The sequence below is a fragment of the Stenotrophomonas sp. GD03654 genome (genome assembly GCF_029845105.1).
GTDB classification, from domain to species: Bacteria; Pseudomonadota; Gammaproteobacteria; order Xanthomonadales; family Xanthomonadaceae; genus Stenotrophomonas; species Stenotrophomonas africana.
In genome coordinates, this window is sequence record NZ_JAOCLC010000060.1 from 1 (window position 1) to 23,881 (window position 23,881).

Here is a 23,881-nt window from a genome sequence, read left to right on the forward strand (position 1 = left end):
GACCGGACCCACCCCGCCATCCCCAGTAGATTCGCAATTGACGTTGACGTTGACGTTGACGTTGCCTCTGCGGGTGCCGGGCGCAGCCCGGCCGAAACCCGTACTTTTGCCGCATAATCAGCACATGACCGACGACCGCATCATCGGCGCCGGCGCCACCCGCGAGGATGACGCCGCCGACGCCAGCATCCGCCCCAAGCGCCTTGCCGACTACCTCGGCCAGGTGCCGGTGCGCGAGCAGATGGAAATCTACATCCAGGCGGCCAAGGGGCGTGGCGACGCGCTCGACCACGTGCTGATCTTCGGGCCGCCCGGCCTGGGCAAGACCACCCTCAGCCATGTCATCGCCAACGAACTGGGCGTGGCCCTGCGGGTGACCTCCGGTCCGGTGATCGAGAAGGCCGGCGACCTCGCTGCGCTGCTGACCAACCTGCAGCCGCACGATGTGCTCTTCATCGACGAGATCCATCGCCTGTCGCCGGTGGTCGAGGAAGTCTTGTACCCGGCGATGGAAGATTTCCAGATCGACATCATGATCGGCGAGGGCCCCGCCGCCCGCTCGATCAAGATCGACCTGCCACCGTTCACCCTGATTGGCGCCACCACCCGTGCCGGCCTGCTGACCGCGCCGCTGCGCGACCGCTTCGGCATCGTCCAGCGTCTGGAGTTCTACAGCGTCGAGGAGCTGACCCGGATCGTGCGCCGCTCGGCGGCCATTCTGGCCATCGACTGCACCGCCGATGGGGCAGGGGAGATCGCGCGCCGCGCGCGTGGCACCCCGCGTATCGCCAACCGCCTGCTGCGCCGCGTGCGCGACTACGCGCAGGTCAAGGCCGGCGGCCACATCGACGAGGCCGTGGCACAGGCTGCGATGCAGATGCTGAAGGTCGACCCGGAGGGCTTCGACGAGCTTGACCGCCGCCTGCTCAAGACCATGGTCGACTACTTCGATGGCGGCCCGGTCGGCATCGAATCGCTGGCCGCGGCACTGTCCGAAGAGCGCGGCACGCTGGAAGACGTGGTCGAGCCGTACCTGATCCAGCAGGGCTTCCTGGTGCGTACCGCGCGCGGCCGCATGGCGACTCACAAGGCCTACCGGCACATGGGCCTGAAGCCGAAGAATCCGCCGCAGGACCTGTTCGCGGAGGTTCCCGATGTCGGTTGAGCCACTATTCAGTTGGCCGACACGCATTTACTGGGAAGATACCGACGCAGGTGGCGTGGTCTACCACGCCCGCTACGTGGCCTTCATGGAACGGGCCCGGACCGAATGGATGCGTGCGCTGGGCTACGGCCAGGAGCGCATGCGCGCCGAGCATGGGATGGTCTTCGCGGTGCGCTCGATGCAGATGGATTTCATCAAGCCGGCACGGCTGGATGACACCCTGCAGGTGAGCGCACGCCTGGTCCAGCTGAAGAAGGCCAGCATGGTCTTCGACCAGCAGATCCTGCGCGACGGCGAGCTGCTGCTGTCGGCGCAGGTCCGCATCGCCGCACTGGAAGCGGCCAGTTTCCGCCCGCGCGGCATGGACGAGGCCGTCCTTGCCGTGCTGCAACCCCACCTCCACCCCGAATCCGAACATTGAGGAACAACGGATGATCGCAACGCTCCTGGCCCTGCAGGCCACGGTCACCGAGGCACTGCCGGCCGACGTCAGCAACGCCGCGACCCAGACCCTTGCCCAGGCCACCACCGGCGGCGGCATCAACTACCTCGAACTGATGGCCAAGGCCAGCCTGCCGGTGAAGATCATCGTGCTGCTGCTGCTGGTCGGCTCGTTCGTCAGCTGGGTGATCATTTTCCGCAAGGCCCGCGTGTTCAAGCAGGCCACCCGCGAAGCCGACGAGTTCGAGAACCGCTTCTGGTCCGGCGCCGATCTGGGCAAGCTGTACAGCTCGGCCACCGACCGCAGCCGCAATGTCGGCGGCCTGGAAGCGATCTTCGAAGCCGGTTTCCGCGAATACACCCGCCTGCGCGACAAGCGCCGTCTGGATGGCCGTGCGCAGCTGGAAGGCGCGCAGCGTGCCATGCGCACTACCTATACCCGCGAAGTGGACCAGCTTGAGCGCAACCTGGAACTGCTGGCCAACATCGGCTCGACCGCCCCGTACGTGGGCCTGGTCGGTACCGTGTTCGGCATCATGGTGACCATGCACGACATGATCAGCAGCGGTGCGCAGGCCGGCATCGCCGCCGTCGCCCCGGGCATCTCCGAAGCCCTGTTCGCCACCGCCATCGGCCTGTTCGTAGCGATCCCGGCGGTGTGGGCCTACAACCGCTTCACCACGCGCGTGGAGCGTATGTCGGTGCGGTTCGAGACCTTCGCCGAAGAGTTCAGCTCCATCCTGCAGCGCCAGAGCGCTGGCGACGAGTAAGCGCCTGACCCGGGAGTCCAAGCCATGTCCGCTGCCATCGGTCGCCGCAAGCGCCGCAAGCTGAAATCGGAAATCAACGTCGTTCCCTACATCGACGTCATGCTGGTGCTGCTGATCATCTTCATGGTCACCGCACCGCTGCTCACGCTGAGCTTCGACGTCGACCTGCCGCAGTCCAACGCCAAGGCGCTGGAGAGCAAGCAGGACCCGGTGATCGTCTCGGTGCGCCAGGACGGCCAGCTCAGCCTGAAGCTGCCCGACGCCAAGGAGCCGACCGCCGTGTCTGCCGAGGAACTGGAAGGCCGCCTGGCCGGCATCGCCGCCCAGGACAAGGGCGTGCGCGTGATCGTCGCCGCCGACCGCGCCGTGGCCTATGAAAAGGTCATCGCCGCGATGGACGTGATCAAGCGCGCCAAGGTAGACAAGGTAGGCCTGGCCACCGATGCACGCTGACGCCCTGCCACCCCCGCATCAGCGCGAACCCGGCTGGGGCCTGCCCCTGGCGCTGGCGTTGCTGGTGCACCTGCTGGTCGCGCTGGTCTTCATCGTGGCCTGGCTGTGGTCGCCCCAGCGCAACACCGATGCCGCCGCCGGCGACCCCTCGGTCGAGGCCAGCCTCGCGCTGTCCGCGTCCGAGGCCTCCGCCGCGCGCCAGGCCCTGCGCCAGTCGGAAAAGCTGGAGGACCTGCCGCCGCCGGTCGCCGAGCCGATCCCGGTGCCGGAAGACACCATTCCGCCGCCTCAGCCGATTCCCGAGCCGCGCCCGCAGGATGCCCCCACGCCCCAGCAGCAACAGGCGCAGGAGCGTGTCGCACAGCCGGATACCAAGGACCAGGAAGCTGTGAGTGCGCTTGCCATCTCCCAGGAGAAGGCCAAGCAGGAACAGGAAGCCAAGCGCCGCCAGGAGCAGATCGACCTGACCGAACGCAAACGCCAGGAAGAAGCGGAGCAGAAGCTGCGCCTGGCCAAGCAGCAGGAAGCGGACGAGAAGAAGAAGCAGGCCGAGCAGGAGCGCGTGGCCGCTGACAAGGCCGAGGCCGAGAAGCAGAAGAAGATCGCCGAGATCCGTGCCCGCCGCGAGCAGGCCGAGAAGGAAGCCAAGCTGGCCGAGCAGAAGCTGCGCCAGGTGGCCGCCGCGCGCAATGCCGCCGGCAGTGCCGCTGCAGGTTCCAGTGGTGCCTCCCAGCCCGCCGCCGGCGGTGGTGGCAACAGCGACGATCTTTCGGCCAAATATGCTGCAGCGATCCAGGCCAAGGTGCTGTCGCAGTGGGTGCGCCCGGATACGGTGCCGCTGGGCCAGCGCTGCCAGATCACCATCACCCAGATTCCGGGTGGCACGGTGATGCAGGCCAAGGTCAGCCCGAACTGCCCCTACGACGAGGCCGGCAAGCGTTCGATCGAGGCCGCCGTGCTCAATGCGCAGCCGCTGCCGTACCGCGGCTTCGAGTCGGTGTTCGCGCGCACGCTCAACTTCACCTTTACCGCCCAGGATCGCTGAGGCGGGCAGGGCAGGGTGGCTCCCGGCTACCCGCGCCCACGGATGTCGCACTTGCCTCTGGCAGGCCCGGTCTCGACCGGGCAGGCTGTGGGCTGCTGTCGAACACCGTCCTGTGGGGCGGTGTGACCTGGGCAGACGGTGCGATGTTAGTCACGACGTTAACGGTGCGTGAGAGGACGGGCTGGAACTGACCCGGAATTCACGTACCCTTGGTTCATGATTGCGAAGCGGTTCACTTCCGCTTTGCTATCCCTCGTTCCGGTTTCCCCCTATTGAGCGCTCCATGAAAAAGATGCCTCGCTGGCTTGCCGTGTTTGCGGCCCTGTTGCTGCCCTTTGCTGCCGTCGCGCAGCAGAAGGGGCTGGATATCGACATCATCGGCGGCAATGCTTCCGCCCTGCCGATCACCATCGTGCCGATGCCCTACCAGGGTTCGGCGGCTGCACCGCAGACCGACGTCGCCGGCGTGGTCCGCGCCGACCTCGAGCGCTCGGGCCAGTTCCGCACGCTGCCGGAAGCGCAGATCGTCGAAAAGCCCGTGCGTGGCGGCGACATCCAGTTCGCCACCTGGCGCGCGCTGAAGCAGAACTACATCGTGGTCGGCCGCGTGCTCGACGCGGGTGCCGGCGCCTACCGCGTCGAATACGAACTGTTCGACGTGCCCAAGGGCGAGCGCCTGCTGGGCCTGGCGATGACCGCCCGTGGCAATGCCATGCGCGATGTTGCCCACCAGATGGCCGACGCCATCTACGAGAAGATCACCGGCATCCGTGGCGCCTTCTGGACCCGCATCGCCTACGTGACCGCCAGCGGCAAGGGCGACGCCATGCGCTATGCGCTGATGGTGGCCGACTCCGACGGCTACAACCCGCAGACCATCGTGCGTTCGGCCGAGCCGCTGCTGTCGCCGTCGTGGAGCCCGGATGGCAGCAAGCTGGCCTACGTCAGCTTCGAGCGTGGCAATTCGGCCATCTACATCCAGAACATCGGTACCGGCGCGCGGGAGCTCGTCACCAGCTTCCGCGGCATCAACAGCGCCCCGGCGTTCTCGCCGGACGGCCGCAAGCTGGCCCTCACCCTGTCGCGTTCGGGCAACCCGGAAATCTACGTGATGGACCTGGGCAGCAAGCAGCTGACCCAGCTGACCAACCACTTCGCCATCGATACCGAGCCGACCTGGGCGCCGGACGGCAGCGCGGTGTACTTCACCTCCGACCGCGGCGGCCGTCCGCAGGTCTACAAGGTCGGCGCGGGCGGCGGCAGCGCCGAGCGCGTGACCTTCCAGGGCAACTACAATGCCAAGCCCTCGGTGTCCTACGATGGCAAGAAGATCGCCGTCGCCCAGGGCTCGGGCAACAGCTACAAGATCGCGGTGATGGACAGCTCGCTGGGTTCGCCGCGCTGGAGCACGCTGTCCCCGGGCTCGCTGGATGAATCGCCGAGCTTTGCGCCCAACGCGAGCATGGTGTTGTACGCCGCCCGCGAAGGTGGCCGTGGTGTGTTGTATGCCGTCTCGGCCGATGCGCGGGTTCGCCAGCGCCTGGTCCTGGCCGATGGTGATGTGCGCGAGCCGGCATGGTCCCCATACCGTACCCAGCGCTAAAAGAGTGTTAATATTTTCGTTGTCTTGAACCCCTCATCGGCCTAGGAGCCACAAAGGTATCGCCATGAACAAGTCCACCCGCGTTCTGCTTGTTTCCCTGCTGTCTGTGGCCGTCCTGGCCGGTTGCTCGAAGAAGGTGAAGGAAGAGCCGGCAGCCCCGGTTGACACCGGCACCTCGACCACCACCCCGACCGGTCCGTCGACCTCGGGCCTGTACGGCCCGGGCGACCTGGACACCGACGCTTGCCTGCGCCAGCGCGTTGTCTACTTCGACCTGGACAAGGAAGACGTGAAGCCGGAATTCCAGGCCATCATGGCTTGCCACGCCAAGTACCTGCGTGACCGTCCGTCCTCGCGCATCACCCTGCAGGGCCACACCGACGAGCGCGGTTCGCGCGCGTACAACCAGGCCCTGGGTGAGCGTCGTGGCAACGGCGTCAACTCGGCCCTGCAGGCCAACGGTGGCTCGGCTTCGCAGCTGACCGTCGTTTCCTACGGTGAAGAGCGTCCGGTCTGCACCGAGTCGAACGAGTCCTGCTGGTCGCAGAACCGTCGCGTCGAAATCGTCTACACCGCGCAGTAATCCATGCGCATTGGCATCAAATTGATGCTGGTCGTTGCGGCAGCCCTTGTGGCTGCCGCACCGGCGCATGCACAGCGACAGAGCCTGGCTGACCGTGTCGGCGCGCTCGAGCAGCAGATGTACAACAACAGTGCCAACCAGGACCTGTTGAACCAGATCAATCAGCTGCGGCAGCAGGTCACCAGCCTGCAGGCCTCGATCGAGCAGTTGCAGCACGACAATGCCCAGCTCAAGCAGTCCGCCCAGGATCAGTACCTGGATCTGGACAGCCGCCTGAACCGGTTGGAAGGGGGCAATGCCGCCCCGGCCCTGCCGCCCGTTCCGGCGAGCGCGCCGAAGGCCGCTCCGGCCCCGGCAAAACCCGCAGCGGCGGCCACTTCCGAGCGGCCGCCTTCCGTCCATGGTGATGCCGGCAGTCTTGCCGCCACCGGCGATGAGCGGACCTCCTACAACGTCGCCTTCGATTCGCTGAAGGCCGGCAAGTACGATGATTCGGCGCAGCTGTTCCTGAGCTTCCTGCAGCTGTACCCGAACGGCGTCTACGCGCCGAACGCACTGTACTGGCTGGGCGAGAGCTACTACGCCACCCGCAATTTCCCGATGGCCGAGACCCAGTTCCGCGAACTGCTGTCGCGCTATCCAACCCACGACAAGGCCGCTGGCGGCCTGCTCAAGATCGGCCTCTCGCAGTATGGCGAGGGCAAGGTCGACCAGGCCCAGCAGACGCTGGAGACCGTCGTGGCGCAGTACCCGGGCTCGGACGCCGCGCGCACCGCGCAGGACCGTCTGCAGTCCATCCGCCTCGGCAAGCAGATCCGCTGATCCGCTGACCGGGCGTACAATGCGTACCCTGGCGCTGGGCTGATTTCCGGCAGCCTCCTGTAGAGCCGAGCCCATGCTCGGCTGCTTTCGTTTCCGGCGCCGATAAATCGGTGGCCCGTCCCATGAAGAATTGTTTGCCATGACCGCCGTTACTCCGTCCAACGCCGTCGCCACCCCCAGCGACATCGTGCAATCGCCACTGCCGCGCCTGAAGATCACCGAGATCTTCACCTCGCTGCAGGGCGAAGCCGATACCGCCGGCTGGCCGACCGTGTTCGTACGCTTGACCGGCTGCCCGCTGCGCTGCCAGTACTGCGATACCGCCTATGCCTTCCATGGCGGCACCTGGTGGGACATCGACGACATCGTGGCCGAGGTGCTGGCCCAAGGCGTGCGCCACGTCTGCGTGACGGGCGGCGAGCCGCTGGCGCAGAAGCGCTGCCTGGTGTTGCTGCAGAAGCTGTGCGATGCCGGCATGGATGTCTCGCTGGAAACCTCCGGTGCGCTGGACGTCAGCGCGGTAGACCCACGCGTATCGCGGGTGGTCGACATCAAGACCCCGGGTTCGGCCGAAGCGGCGCGCAACCGCTGGGAAAACCTGCCGCTGCTGACCGCACGCGACCAGATCAAGTTCGTCATCTGCAGCCGCGAGGACTACGACTGGGCCAAGGCCCTTCTGGTCGAGCACGATCTGGTCAAGCGCTGCACCGTGTTCTTCTCGCCCAGCAAGGGCGAGATCACCGCGCGGCAGCTGGCCGACTGGATCGTCGAAGACCGGCTGCCGGTGCGCTTCCAGATGCAGTTGCATAAAATCCTGTGGAACGACGAGCCGGGCCGATGAGCCCAGGCAACGTTCCCTGATGTAGCTCCGGCGCGGGACAGCGTGCTGGCTTTCCCCTCCCAACCGGATGTTTTTCCCATGAAGAAGGCAGTCGTGCTTCTCTCCGGCGGCATGGATTCAGCCGCCGTCATCGCCATGGCCCAGGAACAGGGCTTCGCCGTGCATGCGCTGAGCGTGCGGTATGGCCAGCGCCATACCTCCGAACTGGATGCCGCCGCCCGCGTGGCCAAGGCCCAGGGCGTGGTCGCGCACAAGACCGTGGACGTGGACCTGCGCAGCATCGGCGGCTCGGCACTGACCGACGACATCGACGTGCCCGAGGCCGGCGGTGCCGGCATCCCGGTCACCTACGTGCCTGCGCGCAACACCATCATGCTGTCGCTGGCGTTGGGCTGGGCCGAAGTGCTCGGTGCCAACGACATCTTCTGCGGCGTCAACGCCGTGGATTATTCCGGCTATCCGGACTGCCGCCCCGAGTTCGTGGCCGCGTTCCAGGCGCTGGCCAACCTGGCCACCAAGTCCGGCGTGGAGGGGGCGGGCATCAAGGTGCATGCGCCGCTGCAGTTCCTCAGCAAGGGCCAGATCGTCAGCGAAGGCGTGCGCCTGGGCGTGGACTTTGGCTTGACCGTGTCCTGTTACAACGCTGACACCAACGGCGCCGCCTGCGGCCACTGCGACGCCTGCCGCCTGCGCGCGCAGGGCTTCGCCGAAGCCGGCGTGCCGGACCCGACGCTGTACGCTTGATCGCGCAGTCACTCCCTCGGTGGGTGCGAACCGTTGGTTCGCACTCCTTGGTCTACCGGGCCTGCAACCACCCCGACGCTTCAATAAACGCCCGCACCGCACTCGGATCGGCATAGTCCAGCTGGATCATCCGCGCGATGCCGGCTCTCTCGTCGGCCTGCTGGCGCATGTAGTCCTGCGCGATACGGTAGCCGGCGTAGTAGCCCAGATCACTCACGCCGAACGCATTGCTGGCGCTGTTGTACAGCCAGTTGTCCAGGTTGTTCCCGTCCATCTCGGCAATGAAGCGCGTGCGGATTTCCGCTTCGTGCGCGGGCCCGTAGCGATACATCGGCAACGCCGGCCGACGCCCGCTCAGCCGTTCGGCCACGTACTCGGCAACGCCTTCGCGCACTGCGTACTGGGCCACGCTGCCGCTGGTTTCGCGCTGCTGGGTATGCACGTACTCGTGCAGGTTATTTTGCGCGTTGTTCGCACCGGGGCGGCTGTCGTAGAAGATCCGCAGGCGGCTGCGCATCGGCTCCGGCAGCTCGCTCACGTCCACGCCCTCATCGCCCAGCGCCATCTCCGCGCCGATCAGCACCTTGTCGCCTAGTGTGGTGCCACCGGTGCGCAGCACACCGACTGCGTAGGTGACCGTCGCGGGCGCCAGAGCCGGGTAAAGTTCCCGGAAGGCGGCCAGATCCCGTTCCAGTGTGGCGCTGGCCTCCTGCGCATCGGCGGTGAGCGGTCGCACCGAAGCCCAGAAGCGCGGCCAGGCCCGCATGGCCGCGGCGTATTCGCGGGCAGTGTAGTTGCGCACCTGCATCAGTGCATGCAGGCCGGGGCTGCCCGGATCGATGTAGCGCTCTTGCACGAGTGCGACCTGGCGCTCGACGTCGGGCTCGGCGCGCACAGCGTCATAGGTGGCCCAGAAGCGGCCGATGTCGTCGGTGACTACGTGGGACGGGGCGGACAGTGCCTTGCAGGGCAGCAGAAGGGCGGCAATGAGGCAGAACGGCAGGCGCATCCGTGGCTCCGGGCAGGAATCACAGCTGGGATGCGTCGGATGCCCGGAAGGTTTAAGCGGGCTCACCAGATCGGGTAGTGCCGGCCGCTGGCCGGCAACCTCGACGCACCAGGGTTTCACCCGGCCCGGCAAAGTAGGGTAGAATGCCCACCCCGCCGAAAGGCTGGGGCAGTGCAATGGGCCGTTAGCTCAGTCGGTAGAGCAGAAGACTTTTAATCTTTTGGTCGAAGGTTCGAATCCTTCACGGCCCACCAATTGCATCAACGACTTAGGCGCCATCAATGGCGCCTTTTTCTTTTCGTCCTGAAAACGATCCTGAAAAGTCAGGGAGCGACGCAGGTTTCACGACCGGCAATCGATGGTCGTATCGATCTCGCATGGCTGCACTCTTGTGGCCGCCGTCCTCCGGCTTCTCACTGTCAGTGATGCCGCGATGCTTGAGGCCGTGCAGGGTGAATTCCTCCCCCGGCTTCAACAGTGGATCCTCCCCGCTAGTAGCCAAATCCATTAGCCGCTGCCAAGCGGAATCAAGTCCGGATTTGGTCAGCGGCAAGCCCTTCTGGCTTACCACTAGTGGGCGCTTATCGGGCTGCAATTGCACTGGCCTTTTGTGGCGTTCCATCGCCTCCTTGCGAAGTCCATCCAGGACATTCCACGAAAGGCGTAGATCATCATTCCATTCGGTCACATTGTCCTTGCTGCCCTTGCGCCGTTTGCAAACACTGCCAACCTCGGTGTTGTTCGCATCTGTCAGCGTGACAGCCTCAATACCGCGCAGGCGGCATAGGTAGGTGATGACCATCAGCGGAGCGAGATACGGAGCAACGCTACCCTCTGTGTGAGCCTTTCGGCTGGCCGGGGCTACGGCGGACAGGAGGGCGGCGCACAGCGCCAAGGCAAGCGGATGGGACAGCTGGGTCATGGGTCGTCAAGGCGGCAAGGCCGCGCGGTGGCGAAGTAGCCCGGCGTTGTAAACCTTGATGCGACTACAAGGTCAAGCGGCAGGCTGCGGCTGAAGGGCTTCCAGCACCCTGCAATCAGCTACGCGGCCGCCCGGGCAATTGCCGATCATCCGCTCCAGCTCGCCCTGCAACGCCTGCAGGTCCTGGATACGGCGCGTGATGTCTGCGATGTGCGCTTTCACCACATCGTCCACCGAACTGCACTCGTGCTCTCGCTGTTCACCAAAGGCAATCAGCTCGCGGATCTGTTGAATGGAGAAGCCAAGCTCGCGGGCGCGGCGCACGAACGACATACGCCTCTGGTCCTGCGCGCCGTAGTAGCGGTAGTTGCCCTCCGAGCGCAACGGCGGCTGCAGCAGGCCGATCTTTTCATAATAGCGGATGGTTTCGGCCTTGGTGCCGGTCTGGCGGGCCAGCTGGCCGATGGTGAGGTGGCTGGGCATGAGCTTGACCTTGTAGGGGCTACAGGGTTGATAACGACTCTCCCACCCCTTTTCAAGCCCGGCCACAGCCTGGCGGGAGACACCCATGGACCACTGCTGCGGCCACAAGCGCCAGGAACTGGAAGCGCTGGCCCTTCACAGTGCGCAACGGCGCGTACTGGTGGCGGTACTCATCATCAACCTGGCGATGTTCTTCATCGAGTTCGGCGCGGGCATTGTTGCGCGCTCGAGTGCCCTACAGGCCGATGCAGTGGACATGCTGGGCGATGCGATCGTGTACGGCCTGAGCCTGTGGGCAGTGAATCGGGGCGCGCGCTGGGAGGCTGGTGCAGCCCTCGCCAAGGGGCTGCTTATTCTGGCCTTCTTTGTCTTTATCGTGGTGGAGGTGGTCAGCAAGCTGATCCACGGCGTGCGTCCTTCCAGTGGCTTGATGCTGGGGTTCGGAGCCATCGCGCTGGTGGCCAATCTGGTGTGCCTGACACTGCTGTGGCGGTTCCGCGCGCTCAACATCAACATGAAAAGTACCTTCGAGTGCTCTCGCAATGACGTCGCCGCCAACATCGGTGTACTGGTGGCTGCCGGTGGCGTTGCGCTGACCGGAAGCGGCTGGCCGGACATCGCAGCAGGCACGGTGATCGCTCTGCTCTTCCTGAAATCTGCATTGGACGTGATTGGCGAGGCGTGGCCGGCATGGCGAACCGCCAGGGCGGTGCAACGCTGAGTTCACTAAAGAAAAGCCCGAGAGCAGGGGACGGTGGTAGGCATTGACCGTCGCCTACTCAGACTCAGAAATCACTTGGGTCGTACAGATCGAGATGCGGCTTTGCTCCGGCTAGGCCGAGCGCTCCATTGAGCGCGTGCATAGTCGTCCAGATCCCGCCGCTTCCGTCATAAAGAAAGCGGATGCCGCATCCGTCGGCCCATCGGATCACAGTGGCAAGCCTAGGCCTCTTGCCCGGCTGGCAGAGTTCCTGCAGGTCATTAAATTGGAGGATTGCCTTGCTCATGCCGATAGCTCATCTGGCGCTGAACGTGCGCACTTCATTGAAGCACTTAGACAGTCTCTCCTTAAGCGGATAGAAGCCATTCGTAGGTGCCTCCGGCTCTGTGCAAGCGTGGAGATCAAGCAGCGCCGATTGGGCATTACGATATATCCTCCTGCCAAAAGGGAGAAGGAAAGCGATAGAGAAGCCAGCACCCAAGTGGGTACTTCGATGTGGGGTGGTCAGATTGTAGATCCGCGTATCGTGGGTGATACTCAGATCACCCATAAGGGAGAGGACAGGCCGTTGAGCGCCCCCATGCTTCCAAGAATCGTTGGTTTCGATGTGCCACAGCTACATGAGCGCGTCGATTCCTCTACTGATGAGGCCATCATTGCGTTGTTGGATCTTGCGCCGGGTGTCCGCTGGACTGAGCTCTTCGTGAGGAAGTGCGACGCGCTGGCGTCTCAGCTCTCCCTGGCGGAAGTCCGGGTTGAAGGCTCGAAGATCTACTTCTACGGGTCAATCAGCGACTCAAGAGCGCTCGCCGATGCGGTCATGTCCATCGTTCACGTGCTGAATGATCAGCTCATGCGAGAAGGGAACGACGCAGCCTCGCGGGAAGAAGACTCCTAGGAGCAAGAGAGACGCGACCAGCATTGGCCTGCGATCTCCGCTGCGCCAGGGTGACCGCGCAGACTGGATCGGGCCGCAAGTCTGCCCTCCAGGTCACCCAGCCATTCTGCGCGCGTTCCGTGCGGATCTCTGATGTAGATGTCACATGCGAGCCGGATGACCGGGTCAACTTCATGGCGGAAGCTAATGGCGGGTAGCGCACCGGAGTTGAATGCCAATCCCCAATGCGTGAGTTCACGTTCGACGTCAACGAAATCCTTGTTCCTCTTGCGTTCCATGTCCTTCTCCTCTTAGAGCTGCACTGTACACCCTTAGAATCGGCGGCCTGTTCATGGCGCTTGTTCATACTGATGCCAATCGGGCACGGCTGCGTAACATGCTGGGGGCCATTGTGGGGTGGCAGCAGATGGCTGCATCGGAGTAAGACATGAACAACACTTCCCAGAACCAGAGCGACAGTCGCAACTCAGATGCCGATAAGAAGCATCCGGGTCAGCAGGGCCAAACAGACGGGAAGGATCTCGGCGATGAGGATTTGGCCGGAAAGCAAGGGCAGCAACAGCAGCAGCCGAACGGCACTGAGCCTGGGCAGCCAGGCCCTGGTCAGGCCCAAAAGGTCAGTGTCGATCGCGACGATCGTCGTTGATGCATAAGAGGTGGCCGCGCCAAGCGCGGCTCCTTCCGTATCAACAGGATCGCCAAAATGTCGTCCCACGCTCAAGCTGTGAACTTGATGACGAAGATCATGTATCAATCGCGCCCGGCGACCACCACGACGATGGCTCAGTGCCGGACCTGCCAAGGGGAAAGCCCTGGAGGAATGGAATGTGCGCGGTGTTTGACTGAAAAGCTGGGAAGGGTGATTGCGAATAGAGGCGCTGCTCTTTGCTGGCTTGAGTCGTTCCTGAAAGTTCAGCGAGACGAAGCACACGTGTTCATATGTGCAAAGAGAGTTGATGCGTCAGCGTTGTAGTAGTCGCATTCCGACCTGACATTGTGCAAGCGTATGCTCGGTACATCTAGGAGCAACGCTATGAATTTCCCGATATGCATCTACGATCGAACGGGTACTGGGCTCCGGCTTCCTCCCGAGTGGTGGATTGATCTGCAGTCTGATCTCCCCGCTCTAGTGAACGGTAGTGAGCGCATAGATCTACCACTTTCTTCGAAAGATGAGCGCCCTCGCCTGAATCCTGAAGTTCTCAGTGATCTATCCAGACGAATCCGGGGCTCGCAATGGCTAGAGTAGATCCAGCTCAACCGCCAGGCGTGCGCTGGCTTTTCTTCCGACTTCGCAATGGGCAATCGATTAGCCCGGCTAGGCTAATGTCTGTCTGGTGCGAAGCTACTGAATCAACCGAGTGCGCAGTCCGCCGCGAGATCATTGACGGTGCTGGCTACGTATATGCTCTCTATGCATCAAATGGACTGCGCTCCCCCCGACGTGTGGAGCTGCGTATGAGAGCACTTCTGGAGGAAGCTGGGTATGCCTTCACGATGGGGAGCTTGGCTGGGAGACACCCGGCCGACGGCTGAGGGGCGCCGCTTCCAAGCTTAGGAACCATCATCCGATCCGTTCCATTTTCGTGGATTCGCTGCCGTCCTCGAATGCCTGCGTGTGCCTATCGAGGCTGTTGAAGAGCCCTGCCTACGCAGCAAGCAGCGCAAGCTACCGTCTCCGAGAATGTGGTCTCAGCCTATGACGGGCTATCTGGCGCACCAATTTGCTCGGTCAGAACCATCAACGATTGTTCGAAGGCTGCGGCGAAGAGATCGCTGCTGTCGCCCCGGTGTTTGGCCACAATGTTGGGCAATAGCTGATGCCATGCGTCGGAGAGGTCGTTGGGTATAGGGTGAGTCAGTACGCAGATTCGCAATGCATACTCCATCGCCTTTAGGTAGCCGCGGCGCATCTCAAGTCCTGCCTCGCAGGCGTGGAGGCGATCGAGGATTTCCGTGATTTCGGTCGATATGGCAGTCTCGACAGGCGGGGGGTGGGCAGGGGAGAGTTCGCGGACACCTAGACGAGCCCCCTATGAGCATCCTCAACGTTCTGCTCACTCGTGACCACCTTGTCGTCGCCACGGATACCTTGGCAGAGGATGCCCGAACAGGGGCGCATTCTGCGGGGGCGAAGCTGCTTCTGATCCCTCAGCACAACCTGGCACTGGCCACTCGCGGCTCCACGCAGTTCTTCCTCCGCATCTACGAGCTAGCTCTGCAAGCCAGTTTCCGCGCGGACTTCACGATGGAGCAGCTTTCCGCCGAGCTGGGGTTGGTGGTGGACCAATTATGGCCGAACTACGAGAAGGCAGCGGCCGAGCTGGCCTGCCGCTAGAGCAGCTCGGGACCGAGTTGGTACTGGGCGGCTGGTCGCCGAAGAACGGGCGAATGATGGCCACGGCGTATGCCAAGAGCGACAGTCAGCGCCCGACCCGTGTCCAGCCGATCGGCGGGCAGCTGGCATCGCCCGGCGAACCGCTCCAGGCGGTGATGCCGAGCATGTCCCAGACCGATTTAATGGCCCATGCGCGCCTCCAGTCCAGCTACCTCAATGAGCAGATGGGCCGGCAGGTGGCGGGTGGTCGGCTGCTGGCTGGGTTCCTGCAAAACGGGCAGGCCGTGGTCAAGGATCTAGGGGCGATCTGATCTGGGCCGTAGTGCTGGAAGAATCGGCGGAACATAGCCGGAGGTAGCCCTGCGGGGCGTGCCCGGATTGTGTAGAACCCGGCGGAATTGTGACGGCTATCCGACGGTCTCTACGCGCTGCTTACACGGTCGGCCCTGCGCTCGGTCTCCCCGAGGAGTCCGGAGAGTGCCATGCCCAACAGGGCTGTTGTTTTCGTCAGTGAGGCCTCACCACACCTGGCTGCGGAACATTTGGCTGCGATCATGGCGGACGCGGCTCGATTCAACAGAAACGCGGGCGTCAGCGGCGTCACCCTGTACGACGGCAGGCGGTTTCTGGCGTACATGGAGGGGCCGCCGGATGGTTTGGACGTCTCGTTCTCCAGAGCGGCGGGCGCGTCAAGCCATGGCGAGTTGATCGAACTGGCTAGGGGGAGGGGGGGGGGCAGCGCAGGCTTCCGTACTGGCCGATGCGTTGCATCCCCCTGTCGCCGCCGGAGCTGGTGCAGTTGGTGCGGGCCGACTGGACTTCCTTCCTGCAGCGGGGAGGCAATCAAGATGGCCCAGCCACCGCGATGGAGATGCTGGTGGCACTGGTCGAATCATTCGCCGAGGTTGCATAAGCAGCGCTGCGCCTGCATCGAATGGCGTACCGGAGATGCCATCGTTCATTTTGGGCCCTCAATGTCGAGTGGGTCATCCGGCTTTGGATCGAAGAGCGCCAGTAATCGCTCGCGGCGACACTGTTCAAGCCAGTGGTGCCAGATCTCCATTTCGTCCATCAACCCTGTGGCTCCGCAAGCCGGGCATGTAAGCGTGGTGCCCTTGGGATCGGTTTGAAAGCCTGCGTCCTCGGCCATTGAGGACCTCAGTCCGCAGTTTTTACATGTTGTCCGCACCTGTTCCAAGCGGATGATCGCCCCATTGAGCGCAAGTAGAGGCAGGATCGTATGGATCCTGAAGGCGTTGGGAGGGTGCATAGCCGTGCCGCTTGAGGGCTGGACACGGGAGCAAAGGATTCTGCGCCTGAGAAGAGCCACGAGACAGCAGTGTCTACCACGTGATGTGAGCCTCGCATCACACCAAGCTCGGGTGGAAGCTGCGCCCAACCTGCCGCTCATCGAAGTGACCGTCTAGCAAGGCAGGGCGCCGCCCCGGTGCCGGCAAGCATCCAGGCAGCGCCGCAACACAGGTGATCTCAGCACTTGGCATTGGCCGTGGCCCCGTCGCCCTCGCGAGAGCGGCGGGATTGTTGGCTTCCCCACCAGTTAGTCACGCCGTAGGTTCATCTTTCTGGTGAAGCGTCGCGGGGTGATAACGTGCCAAGGCGCACCATTATCCTGCGATGAATTCATCGCGATGGAGTGATTTATGTATGAGCGACGTCGAGGGCTACAGGTACGCATCCAGCACCAACTTGAAGGGCTGCGAGCGATATGGATACGGGTCAAGTATCGGAGTGAAAGGCTTCAAGCGATACGGGTACATGCTCGGCGCAGAAGCGACCGTTCCATTGAGGCTGCTTTCCTGCGAGCAGCAAATCCAGCTCAAGATGTTCAGTGAGGCCCGTGCGCGAATCTAGTGGAACATGATCTAGAGGGCTCAAGTCTCACAAATGCAAGTAGGAGCAATTAGCGTAAAACTTGAGTGGGCGGCGTAGAACTGCGCCGTCCATCATCGTTCTATTTGACCGCAGTCGGCTTGGCTTGGGGCGCTTCTGCTTGAGAGATGCAGTGTGAGTGAAATCGGGGCCTTCATCAGTGAAGGAGGTGGTCCCAGCAACGAGAAGCAAATTCTCTGGCGGCGGTCTCATTGCTCATGTCGCCTGATCGCAAGTTGAGTCTCTTCACTAGATCGTCAAGCCAGGCTTCCCGGCTTCCATGTGGATCTCTAGTGTAGATGTCGCATGCGATTTTGATGATGGGTTGGATATCTAGGCCGAAGCTGGCTCCAGGAAATGCACCGGAGCCGAAGTGCATGCGCCAATAGATGATCTCTCGCTCGACATCAACGAAGCTTGTATCCCTGCTCATGGCATTTTCCTCGAATGCGCCAAGGTCAGTGTACGCCTGTGGGTCGAATGGGCTCATTCATGTGCTCGGTTCAGGCTTCTCTTGGAAAGCGACCTGCAGCTAACGGGGCGGCGCGCATGCTTCCAGTGCGGTGAGTCCACCGCGATGGAGTAAAGCTATGAATGACTTCAAACGTGATGCATCCAATACCAACAAGCCCGCTGTGGCGGAGCCGGATGCAGGGAAGCAGAAGCAACAGCAACAGGAGCAAGAGCGCCAGGACAAGGAGTCCAAAGAGCGTAATGCCAATGAAGGCGGAGCTCATAAGTCGAACAAGTAAGATCGACTGTGAGTAGTTGAAAGAGGGTGGCGCAAGTGTGCGCTGCCCCTTTCTGTAGAAGGAGCGAAGTGCGTGAACAGGCTGAGAGACAGGAGCACAGACGCAGAGGCTTTGATGGTGCGGGTGGCATATCAGCTTCGGAGCCCGTCTGAGACCACGTTGCTGCCATGTAAGAGGTGCCGGAGACCAAGTCCTGGCGGCTATCTATGTGCCAATTGTCTATGCGACGACCTAGCCGTTCTGATTGAGAACTCGGGGGCTGCAAGTAGATGGCTTTCCTCAGTAAAGATCGCTATCCAGGATGAAGAGACTGTCCTTCGATATGCGAGGAAGGCTGCATCAAAATAGCTTTCCCCCGCCGCCGGTAAGTCGGCAGCGTGACGGGCACGCTTCGAAATCTTAGATTGAACCAATCAGGGAGAAGTGCCATGGGCCTTCAAACCATGCAGTCTAGAATTGAGAGCCGCCTCAATGACTTGATAGAGATATCGCGAGACGGGAAGGCGTTCTATGAGGAAGCCTCGGATCGAATAGAGAGCTCGGAGCTTTCCGATCTCTTCATGGGAATTGCAGGGGTTAAAGGTGAGCTGGTCGAAGAGATCAGTAGAATTGTGTCCACAAGTGGTGGTCGCCCCGCAGAGCGAGGCACATTCGTGGGTGCGATGCATCAGTACTATGGGAAGATGCTCGCGGCGTTTGGCGAGACCCAGTACCAATATGTGAAAGAGTTGGAGAAGTCTGAAGCGCGTCTCGTTCAGACATTCAACGAAGTTCTCAATGATCCGGATCTGTCTCAGGACGTGAAGAGGGAGGTTGCACGGATGATTCCCAAGGTCAGTGAATGCCATTCCGTCATGGTGAATCGGCTGCAATCGATGCATCGGCACTGAGGCTGGATGTTTCGTTGCTAACGAATAGTCCGCACATGTCCTGCCCGGCCTGCCGCCGACCCGCGAGCAGCAGCAACAGGCCCGGCGCCTAGCGGAGGCGGGGGCGAAAGAGATCGAGCGGATCAAGGCGGCACTGGAGCCGAGCCGACCACCGAAGGAGACCAAGCCCAGGGCGAGGGATCCCATGATGGCGTGGGTCAGGGAAGGTAGAGACCTATTGTCCCGAGCTCGAATCTGATCCCCCGTTCAGGCGGGGGGGCGATTGCCGGACCTTGCTGGCGTTGCAGCCCCTCTTTGCTTAGCGTCGGCGGGGGCCGTCTTGCCTTTGGCACTGATTCCCAGCCTTTTTTCGATTCTTGCCTCTGCCGTATCGAGTGGCGGCGGGGGAATGTCGCGTACAGATATTCTGGGAGCTGCTACAGGTCGCAGGCGGCATTGGTTCCACCAAGCCTCCAAGTCTTCTCTATGGATGCGATCCGACTTGGCGCTTTGCCCGAGTCTCACAGCGGCGAGTTGCCCGCCATCGATGGCTCTGCGTATCGTCTTGGCAGAGCACGCGCTCTGCTTAGCCGCTTCTGCAACGGTCATCAGCTTGCCGGGAGGTTGCACTAGCGTTTCCCCTTGCGCTCGTCATAGCGCCGTAGCCGGGCAAGAGCTTCCTTCATCTCAGGGGAGGTTACAGCTAGGGTTGGTGCGGAAGTTACCGATGGACGCGACCAAGCCTTCGCGCCGTAGATCGCCTGGTAGAGAGCCGCCTTCGCATAGAGCTTCTTCCCCATGAACTTCCGCGGATCAAGATCGTATTCGTGGGCGCGGGCATTGAACTGGCTAACTGACACGCCGCAGTAGTGGGCGGCCTCGTCTGCAGTAAGCCAGTCCTTGCCTGACAGATCGACGCATAGCACCGCTATTTGCTGTCGAAGTGCCTTGATCTCGTCTAGCAGGGAGACGTCGGATTCGGAGGTGTCCATCGGGATCTGATCCTGCGTGCCTACCCGCACCCTGCCACAGCGAAAGCCAGGTCGGAACCCCGGAGATCACTCAACCGGATTTCAAACCTATAACACGATAGGGAGAGGCCCCAGCCTCTCCTCTATGCCGGCGCAATGCCGGCTCCCTACTGACAAGGAGCCTATCGTGTTCATCGAACGATCCAATTCCCCTCTTGAGTACTTGGCCGCATTCGCGGTCGTCTTCTTGGCCGGAGTCATCACAAAGTCCCGAAGCTGTTGAGTCAGCCTGATCGGAGCCTGTAGCTGAGGCTCCACCTCACCCGGAAATCTGGTTCCCAACGCTCCACTTTGGTTCCAATGACGTCCATATGCGTCATTGAAATCAATGACTTGCGATGTGTATTTTTTTATAGGCGCTGGGCGGATCCTTGAATGGCCTTGGGCTTCCTAGCCTGTTGACACTGACACAACACGAGCTACCCCATGGAGAAAGCCAGTTCCAACCCGCTACGTGTCGTACGGAGAGAAGAGGTCCAGCGGCGGCTGGGAATCTCTCGCTCGACGATCTACGCGTATATCAACCGGCGCTCGCCCAGCTACAGGCCCTACTTTCCGAAGCCTGTGCATCAGGGGAGAACCATGGGATTCATCGAGCAGGAAGTGGATGACTACGTCCTGCGTCTTATGGACGCAAGAAAACTCGAAACTCAGCCCTAACTTTGACGTGGCGTAGGCCAAGTTAAACCCGCCAATCGCAAGTTTTTCTATGAGATTCCAGCGCGTCTCACAACCACACGATCTAGGAATGAACGTTGTTAATAGCCCAATTGAAGGAGAGTACATATGGGGCAAGCAGCACACAGCAGTAGCATGTATCGTCGCGCCTATCTATGGGCATCGGACGGAACAAGGCTGATCACTGATCAGCAGACCGCCACCTTTGCTGTAAAGCAGATCGTGGACATGATGGGCAAATTGATGCGCTCCAAGGCGCCACTGTTTGAAGTGGATAGTCGCCATCAACTGTCGTTTGTACGTCGTACCACCCTGGGTGAAGCGTTCCTTCTGAGCCTGAAGTCAGATCTTGGTGCAATCTCTAAACACTTTCCAGCTCACCGGCATAGCCCTTACTGCACTCTGTTTAAGCGCTTTTCTGCACCAGTTCGCTTTCTGTTCTCGGGCAATAAGCTCTTCGTTGAGGATGTACCCAGGGTCAATGCTGCAATAGAAAAAATGCGCGCTTTCGCCAAAGGGCCCGCACTTGGTGGGGCCATGCGTAATCTAAGGCGGTGTGAACATGAGAACGGTAAAGCTTCGCGTGAGCTGCTCTTGCGACTGCGTGAAGGCTACTCAAAACTGCTAGCTATCCGACTGGACTTCGGCTATTACTCCAACCTCTCTGATAAAGGGCGGATCTTCGCGCAGAGTGTGAGCTTGAAGGAGGCGCAGCAGCATCGTGACCGGCTGCTCAGCTATCTTCGTAGGGGCCCGCTCTCAGAGCATCTGGCCGGGTACATCTGGCGCCTGGAGTATGGTCTCGAGAAGGGGCACCACTACCATGTAGCGATTTTCTACAACGGCCAAGCGCTCGCTAAGGACATCAGCATTGCTGACATGATTGGCCACTACTGGAGGCAGACGGTGACCAAAGGGCGGGGGATGTTCTTCAGTTGCAACAAGAACAAAGAGATGTACGAGAGGTCCGGTATCGGTATGGTTGATCGCTCAGATGAGGAGAAGTGGGAGGCGGTGCACGAGGCGCTCCGATATCTCACGAAACAGGACCTCTACCTGCGCTTTCGGCCTGGCCCCAGGATTCGGACGTTCGGAGTTGGGGGGCCGTACTAGCTCAGCGATGGATCAGGGGCCGGTCACTGACCGGCCTTCGTCCTTGTCAGGACCTTCTTCTTAGTCAGCGTGGCATAGACCGCAGTCAGCTTGGGCGAAGCCTGCAAGGTGCGTCGGAACCAGTTCTCATCCTTCCCCTTCCCATCTTCCAAATCAAACATCGCTTGGCGAAAATCCGCAGTGAACCTGAATGGATTTTGGGAGTTAATTGCTAAGATCGATGCAGTTACCCGCTGTCTGCTAGCCAGAAGTTCAGCCTTGGGGGTTCTGCCACCAATGGCGCCATTCTTGGCTGCAACGCGTCTCGCCGCCGCCTCATCAGAAGACTCGTACGCTGCCTCCATTAAACCTTCGCGGTGCGCCATTGTCTTCTGGGCCTGGACAAGATAGAACCAGCCTTCCTCAGCCTTGCCCTCTTTATGAAGATCTCGGGCCATGGAGAGCAGGATGCCAACCCTGTGCAGCTCGTCTGGACTTAGATGGACCCCCCATCCGCTAACGCGAGCCCCATCTGTGGTTTGGTACAGGAGTTCCCGAAGAACGTCCCCAAATTGTTTTGCCTGATCTGGAATTATGGATAGTAAGAACGATCGGATATCTTCCATGACTACGCCCTATGCGATTTCTGGCCATGGTCATGTTCTCAGTCTTAACTGTCCAGTCGTGCAAGGGCTCGCGCAAAGTGAGTCGATTAGTGAGTCCAAAGTAGATTGAAGTAGATTTAATATCAATCAAATCAATCATTTACTCTTCTGTTTCGGTTGCTTCACGGCCACCATTGCATCCCATGACCCAGGTCATTCAGAAAGGCGCCGCAATGCGGTGCCTTTTTTGTGGCGCTCGTCCAGGGCTACTACTTCGTCCGCGCAGCCTTCGCTTTAGCCGCCGCCGCGTCAGCAGCCTCCTGTGCGGCCGTTGCTGCCGCATTCGCGGAACGTGCCGCCTCCGCTCTTGCCGCCTCGAAATAGGTGAGCCGCTGCAGACTGGTCCTGCGTTCCAGCTCCATTGCTGCGGCGAAGCTCTCCGGATGCTTTGCAGCACAGGCCTCCTGCACCAGTTGCACGGCACGATCAGACAGCCCGGGCTGGATGTTGCCGAGCAGGCAATCGGCATACGGTACGGGCGCGGCCGGACTGGCGGCCAGCGCGCCGATGAGCACGACACTCAACATGCAAACCTCCTTGTAGGCTTCGAAGGGGCTGGCGACCAGCCCGTCCCAAGTATGGACCGGTTCTGGGTGCAACGGCGACTACGCCGGCCGGATATCCCGGCACACCAGTTCCATCAGCCCGCGGCAGGCGGGAACAACCGATCGATTAGCCCCTCATCCGGATGGCGGTCGGGCGTGGCCATCGACCGGTAGCGTTCGGCGGCGTCCAGCATTTCCACCACGGTCAGCATGCCAATGGCGGCACGCTCCGCGTGTGCCATCGCGAGTTCCCGCCCGGGCGGCAGATCGGTTTCCGGCCTGGGCAGACCGTCGGCGCCGTCGCCGTCGCCATCGCGGATGCGCTTGAGGCGTCCCCAGAATGCGCATCCACGCATGGCGTGGATCTACTTTCGCCTGAGAACAATCGCTGCGATGACGGCTGCGATGCCGACCGGAATCAGGACGACCGCCAGAAGAATGATCCAGTGCCAAATGCTGAAGCCCCCCATATCCCAACTCCTTGTAGGAAACGATGAATGTTAGCAGACGCGATTGCAGTCATTTCCCGATACAGTTCAAGCATCGCGCAGCGCCGTAGCGTACGTGCAGGCATGCCGAATCGGCCGACGCCTTGGCCTTGGCGTTATGCTCGGCACTTTCCCAGGATGGGCCGCCCCATGCGCTTGATCGTGCTGTCGCTGTTGTTGTCCGTTGTCTCCGCCGCGCCGCTGATGGCCGCCGAAACCGTATCGCCTGCTGCCGCCTCGCCACTGGTCATCGGCGAGACCTTCACCATCGAGTCGAAGGCGCTGGGCGAAACCCGCCGCATCAATGTCTACCGTCCGCAGCCCTGGGGCCTGGACCCGAAGGCACCGTTGCCGGTGCTGTACATGGCCGATGGCGGCATCGGCGAGGATTTCCTGCATGTGGCCGGGCTGGTGCAGGTACTGAGCGGCAACGGCAGCATGCGTCCGTTCCTGCTGGTCGGCATCGAGAACACCGAGCGCCGTCGCGACATGACTGGGCCCAGCAACGACCCGCAGGACCAGAAGATCGCACCGCGCATCGGTGGATCGGCGGCCTACCGCCGCTTCCTGCGCGATGAACTGATGCCGCAGGTACGCCAGCGCTACCCGACCACCGACGAGCGAGCACTGATCGGTGAATCGCTGGCCGGCCTGTTCGTGGTCGAAACGCTGCTGCAGGAGCCGACGCTGTTCAACAGCTACATCGCACTGGATCCCAGCCTGTGGTGGAACCGAGGCACGATGCTGGCCGGCGCAGCCAAGCAGCTGCCGGCGGTGACGCGCGCGCAGCCGCGCGTGTTCCTGGCCAGCAGTGGTCAGCCGGAGCTGGCTGCCTCCGCCGCGCAGTTGGCCACGCTGCTGCAGCGGGCCTCGCCGTCACCGCTGGTGAAGTACCTGCCGCTGCCGGAGGAAACCCACGCCACCATCTATCATCCGGCCGCGTTGCAGGCGCTGCGCACCCTGTTCCCGGCACCGCCGCCGGCCTCGCCCTGACCTGGCGTGGCGCCACGCCGCACGGCGTGTGAGGATGCGG

31 protein-coding genes, 1 tRNA gene and 1 pseudogene are annotated in these 23,881 nt (G+C 61.9%); 21 read left to right on the top strand and 12 right to left on the bottom strand.

What is annotated here, in order from left to right:
* Nucleotides 1-124: 124 nt before the first annotated feature.
* The 10 genes from ruvB (at nucleotide 125) to queC (ending at nucleotide 8,467) form a co-directional block, all read left to right on the top strand.
* On the top strand, nucleotides 125-1,165 hold the full coding sequence (ruvB, locus tag N5J73_RS18775) for a Holliday junction branch migration DNA helicase RuvB (protein ID WP_019337543.1): 1,041 nt from the start codon (nucleotides 125-127) through the stop codon (nucleotides 1,163-1,165).
* The gene (gene ybgC, locus N5J73_RS18780; protein ID WP_049446502.1) at nucleotides 1,155-1,586 is read left to right on the top strand and encodes a tol-pal system-associated acyl-CoA thioesterase; all 432 of its coding nucleotides are present in this window, start codon (nucleotides 1,155-1,157) and stop codon (nucleotides 1,584-1,586) included. The genes ruvB and ybgC overlap by 11 nt, the downstream gene beginning before the upstream one ends.
* Before the next feature lie 10 nt (nucleotides 1,587-1,596).
* Nucleotides 1,597-2,376: a protein TolQ gene (tolQ, locus tag N5J73_RS18785; protein ID WP_006438802.1), complete on the top strand. Its 780-nt coding sequence runs from the start codon at nucleotides 1,597-1,599 to the stop codon at nucleotides 2,374-2,376.
* Between the two features lie 24 nt (nucleotides 2,377-2,400).
* Complete coding sequence (gene tolR / locus N5J73_RS18790) at nucleotides 2,401-2,829, top strand: protein TolR (protein ID WP_005410751.1); 429 nt, start codon at nucleotides 2,401-2,403, stop codon at nucleotides 2,827-2,829.
* Nucleotides 2,819-3,874, top strand: coding sequence for a cell envelope integrity protein TolA (gene tolA / locus N5J73_RS18795; protein ID WP_049446504.1), 1,056 nt, complete (start codon nucleotides 2,819-2,821; stop codon nucleotides 3,872-3,874). Before tolR ends, tolA begins: the two co-directional genes overlap by 11 nt.
* A 283-nt stretch (nucleotides 3,875-4,157) precedes the next feature.
* Entirely contained in the window at nucleotides 4,158-5,477 is a 1,320-nt protein-coding gene (gene tolB, locus N5J73_RS18800; RefSeq protein WP_049446505.1) for a Tol-Pal system beta propeller repeat protein TolB, read from the top strand.
* Between the two features lie 64 nt (nucleotides 5,478-5,541).
* A complete protein-coding gene (pal, locus tag N5J73_RS18805; RefSeq protein WP_005410748.1) occupies nucleotides 5,542-6,060 on the top strand; it encodes a peptidoglycan-associated lipoprotein Pal in 519 nt (172 codons plus the stop codon).
* 3 nt (nucleotides 6,061-6,063) lie between these two features.
* The gene (ybgF, locus tag N5J73_RS18810) at nucleotides 6,064-6,882 is read left to right on the top strand and encodes a tol-pal system protein YbgF (RefSeq protein WP_049446507.1); all 819 of its coding nucleotides are present in this window, start codon (nucleotides 6,064-6,066) and stop codon (nucleotides 6,880-6,882) included.
* A gap of 139 nt (nucleotides 6,883-7,021) precedes the next feature.
* Nucleotides 7,022-7,723, top strand: a complete 702-nt coding sequence (queE, locus tag N5J73_RS18815; protein ID WP_049446508.1) for a 7-carboxy-7-deazaguanine synthase QueE — start codon at nucleotides 7,022-7,024, stop codon at nucleotides 7,721-7,723.
* A gap of 78 nt (nucleotides 7,724-7,801) precedes the next feature.
* Nucleotides 7,802-8,467 carry a 7-cyano-7-deazaguanine synthase QueC gene (queC, locus tag N5J73_RS18820; RefSeq protein WP_049441292.1) on the top strand — a complete coding sequence of 222 codons (666 nt, stop codon included), beginning with the start codon at nucleotides 7,802-7,804 and terminating at the stop codon, nucleotides 8,465-8,467.
* A 52-nt stretch (nucleotides 8,468-8,519) separates the two neighbouring features.
* Here queC and N5J73_RS18825 read toward each other — a convergent pair whose 3' ends face one another.
* Nucleotides 8,520-9,476, bottom strand: coding sequence for a DUF2268 domain-containing putative Zn-dependent protease (locus N5J73_RS18825; protein WP_088480892.1), 957 nt, complete (start codon nucleotides 9,474-9,476; stop codon nucleotides 8,520-8,522).
* 178 nt (nucleotides 9,477-9,654) lie between these two features.
* Here N5J73_RS18825 and N5J73_RS18830 point away from each other — a divergent pair.
* Nucleotides 9,655-9,730 (top strand) — tRNA-Lys (locus tag N5J73_RS18830).
* 14 nt (nucleotides 9,731-9,744) lie between these two features.
* Here the strand turns inward: N5J73_RS18830 and N5J73_RS18835 are convergent.
* The gene (locus N5J73_RS18835; protein WP_065428130.1) at nucleotides 9,745-10,398 is read right to left on the bottom strand and encodes a hypothetical protein; all 654 of its coding nucleotides are present in this window, start codon (nucleotides 10,396-10,398) and stop codon (nucleotides 9,745-9,747) included.
* Between the two features lie 72 nt (nucleotides 10,399-10,470).
* Complete coding sequence (locus N5J73_RS18840; RefSeq protein WP_049446607.1) at nucleotides 10,471-10,881, bottom strand: helix-turn-helix domain-containing protein; 411 nt, start codon at nucleotides 10,879-10,881, stop codon at nucleotides 10,471-10,473.
* A gap of 85 nt (nucleotides 10,882-10,966) precedes the next feature.
* Here N5J73_RS18840 and N5J73_RS18845 point away from each other — a divergent pair, with 85 nt between their 5' ends.
* On the top strand, nucleotides 10,967-11,602 hold the full coding sequence (locus N5J73_RS18845; protein WP_049446609.1) for a cation transporter: 636 nt from the start codon (nucleotides 10,967-10,969) through the stop codon (nucleotides 11,600-11,602).
* Between the two features lie 64 nt (nucleotides 11,603-11,666).
* Here N5J73_RS18845 and N5J73_RS18850 read toward each other — a convergent pair whose 3' ends face one another.
* Entirely contained in the window at nucleotides 11,667-11,888 is a 222-nt protein-coding gene (locus tag N5J73_RS18850) for a hypothetical protein (RefSeq protein WP_049446612.1), read from the bottom strand.
* Between the two features lie 108 nt (nucleotides 11,889-11,996).
* Between N5J73_RS18850 and N5J73_RS18855 the strand changes: the two genes are divergently transcribed.
* The gene (locus N5J73_RS18855) at nucleotides 11,997-12,500 is read left to right on the top strand and encodes a hypothetical protein (protein WP_226053580.1); all 504 of its coding nucleotides are present in this window, start codon (nucleotides 11,997-11,999) and stop codon (nucleotides 12,498-12,500) included.
* Between the two features lie 466 nt (nucleotides 12,501-12,966).
* Here the strand turns inward: N5J73_RS18855 and N5J73_RS18860 are convergent, their stop codons facing one another.
* The gene (locus N5J73_RS18860) at nucleotides 12,967-13,431 is read right to left on the bottom strand and encodes a hypothetical protein (RefSeq protein WP_159054967.1); all 465 of its coding nucleotides are present in this window, start codon (nucleotides 13,429-13,431) and stop codon (nucleotides 12,967-12,969) included.
* A gap of 305 nt (nucleotides 13,432-13,736) precedes the next feature.
* On the opposite strand from N5J73_RS18860, the gene N5J73_RS18865 reads away from it, so the two are divergent.
* Nucleotides 13,737-14,036, top strand: a complete 300-nt coding sequence (locus tag N5J73_RS18865; protein ID WP_080354844.1) for a hypothetical protein — start codon at nucleotides 13,737-13,739, stop codon at nucleotides 14,034-14,036.
* A 161-nt stretch (nucleotides 14,037-14,197) separates the two neighbouring features.
* On the opposite strand, the gene N5J73_RS18870 is transcribed toward N5J73_RS18865, so the two are convergent.
* Nucleotides 14,198-14,413, bottom strand: coding sequence for a hypothetical protein (locus N5J73_RS18870; protein WP_239508881.1), 216 nt, complete (start codon nucleotides 14,411-14,413; stop codon nucleotides 14,198-14,200).
* Between the two features lie 122 nt (nucleotides 14,414-14,535).
* On the opposite strand from N5J73_RS18870, the gene N5J73_RS18875 reads away from it, so the two are divergent.
* From N5J73_RS18875 to N5J73_RS18885, 3 genes and pseudogenes are all read left to right on the top strand, one after another.
* Complete coding sequence (locus N5J73_RS18875) at nucleotides 14,536-14,838, top strand: hypothetical protein (RefSeq protein ID WP_239508880.1); 303 nt, start codon at nucleotides 14,536-14,538, stop codon at nucleotides 14,836-14,838.
* The gene (locus tag N5J73_RS18880) at nucleotides 14,793-15,149 is read left to right on the top strand and encodes a hypothetical protein (RefSeq protein ID WP_239508879.1); all 357 of its coding nucleotides are present in this window, start codon (nucleotides 14,793-14,795) and stop codon (nucleotides 15,147-15,149) included. The genes N5J73_RS18875 and N5J73_RS18880 overlap by 46 nt, the downstream gene beginning before the upstream one ends.
* A gap of 171 nt (nucleotides 15,150-15,320) precedes the next feature.
* Nucleotides 15,321-15,751, top strand: a pseudogene (locus N5J73_RS18885) (BLUF domain-containing protein).
* 45 nt (nucleotides 15,752-15,796) lie between these two features.
* Here the strand turns inward: N5J73_RS18885 and N5J73_RS18890 are convergent.
* Both N5J73_RS18890 and N5J73_RS18895 read right to left on the bottom strand, forming a co-directional pair.
* Entirely contained in the window at nucleotides 15,797-15,988 is a 192-nt protein-coding gene (locus N5J73_RS18890) for a hypothetical protein (RefSeq protein WP_226053577.1), read from the bottom strand.
* Between the two features lie 897 nt (nucleotides 15,989-16,885).
* Nucleotides 16,886-17,218 carry a hypothetical protein gene (locus N5J73_RS18895; RefSeq protein WP_080354887.1) on the bottom strand — a complete coding sequence of 111 codons (333 nt, stop codon included), beginning with the start codon at nucleotides 17,216-17,218 and terminating at the stop codon, nucleotides 16,886-16,888.
* A gap of 100 nt (nucleotides 17,219-17,318) precedes the next feature.
* Between N5J73_RS18895 and N5J73_RS18900 the strand changes: the two genes are divergently transcribed.
* Together N5J73_RS18900 and N5J73_RS18905 are read left to right on the top strand one after the other, a co-directional pair.
* A complete protein-coding gene (locus N5J73_RS18900) occupies nucleotides 17,319-17,480 on the top strand; it encodes a hypothetical protein (RefSeq protein ID WP_019658981.1) in 162 nt (53 codons plus the stop codon).
* Between the two features lie 428 nt (nucleotides 17,481-17,908).
* Nucleotides 17,909-18,370: a PA2169 family four-helix-bundle protein gene (locus N5J73_RS18905; protein WP_049420088.1), complete on the top strand. Its 462-nt coding sequence runs from the start codon at nucleotides 17,909-17,911 to the stop codon at nucleotides 18,368-18,370.
* A 608-nt stretch (nucleotides 18,371-18,978) separates the two neighbouring features.
* Here the strand turns inward: N5J73_RS18905 and N5J73_RS18910 are convergent.
* Nucleotides 18,979-19,341 carry a hypothetical protein gene (locus N5J73_RS18910; protein WP_049447266.1) on the bottom strand — a complete coding sequence of 121 codons (363 nt, stop codon included), beginning with the start codon at nucleotides 19,339-19,341 and terminating at the stop codon, nucleotides 18,979-18,981.
* Nucleotides 19,342-20,166: 825 nt separating this feature from the next.
* Between N5J73_RS18910 and N5J73_RS18915 the strand changes: the two genes are divergently transcribed.
* Nucleotides 20,167-21,171 (top strand): inovirus-type Gp2 protein, encoded by a 1,005-nt coding sequence (locus N5J73_RS18915; RefSeq protein ID WP_049447269.1) that lies wholly within the window; start codon nucleotides 20,167-20,169, stop codon nucleotides 21,169-21,171.
* 23 nt (nucleotides 21,172-21,194) lie between these two features.
* Here N5J73_RS18915 and N5J73_RS18920 read toward each other — a convergent pair whose 3' ends face one another.
* The 3 genes from N5J73_RS18920 to N5J73_RS18930 form a co-directional block, all read right to left on the bottom strand.
* Complete coding sequence (locus tag N5J73_RS18920; RefSeq protein WP_049447271.1) at nucleotides 21,195-21,776, bottom strand: hypothetical protein; 582 nt, start codon at nucleotides 21,774-21,776, stop codon at nucleotides 21,195-21,197.
* 248 nt (nucleotides 21,777-22,024) lie between these two features.
* A complete protein-coding gene (locus tag N5J73_RS18925; RefSeq protein WP_049447272.1) occupies nucleotides 22,025-22,342 on the bottom strand; it encodes a hypothetical protein in 318 nt (105 codons plus the stop codon).
* A 113-nt stretch (nucleotides 22,343-22,455) separates the two neighbouring features.
* Nucleotides 22,456-22,716 (bottom strand): hypothetical protein, encoded by a 261-nt coding sequence (locus tag N5J73_RS18930; protein WP_229302229.1) that lies wholly within the window; start codon nucleotides 22,714-22,716, stop codon nucleotides 22,456-22,458.
* 282 nt (nucleotides 22,717-22,998) lie between these two features.
* Between N5J73_RS18930 and N5J73_RS18935 the strand changes: the two genes are divergently transcribed.
* On the top strand, nucleotides 22,999-23,841 hold the full coding sequence (locus tag N5J73_RS18935; protein WP_049447273.1) for an alpha/beta hydrolase-fold protein: 843 nt from the start codon (nucleotides 22,999-23,001) through the stop codon (nucleotides 23,839-23,841).
* Nucleotides 23,842-23,881: the final 40 nt, after the last annotated feature.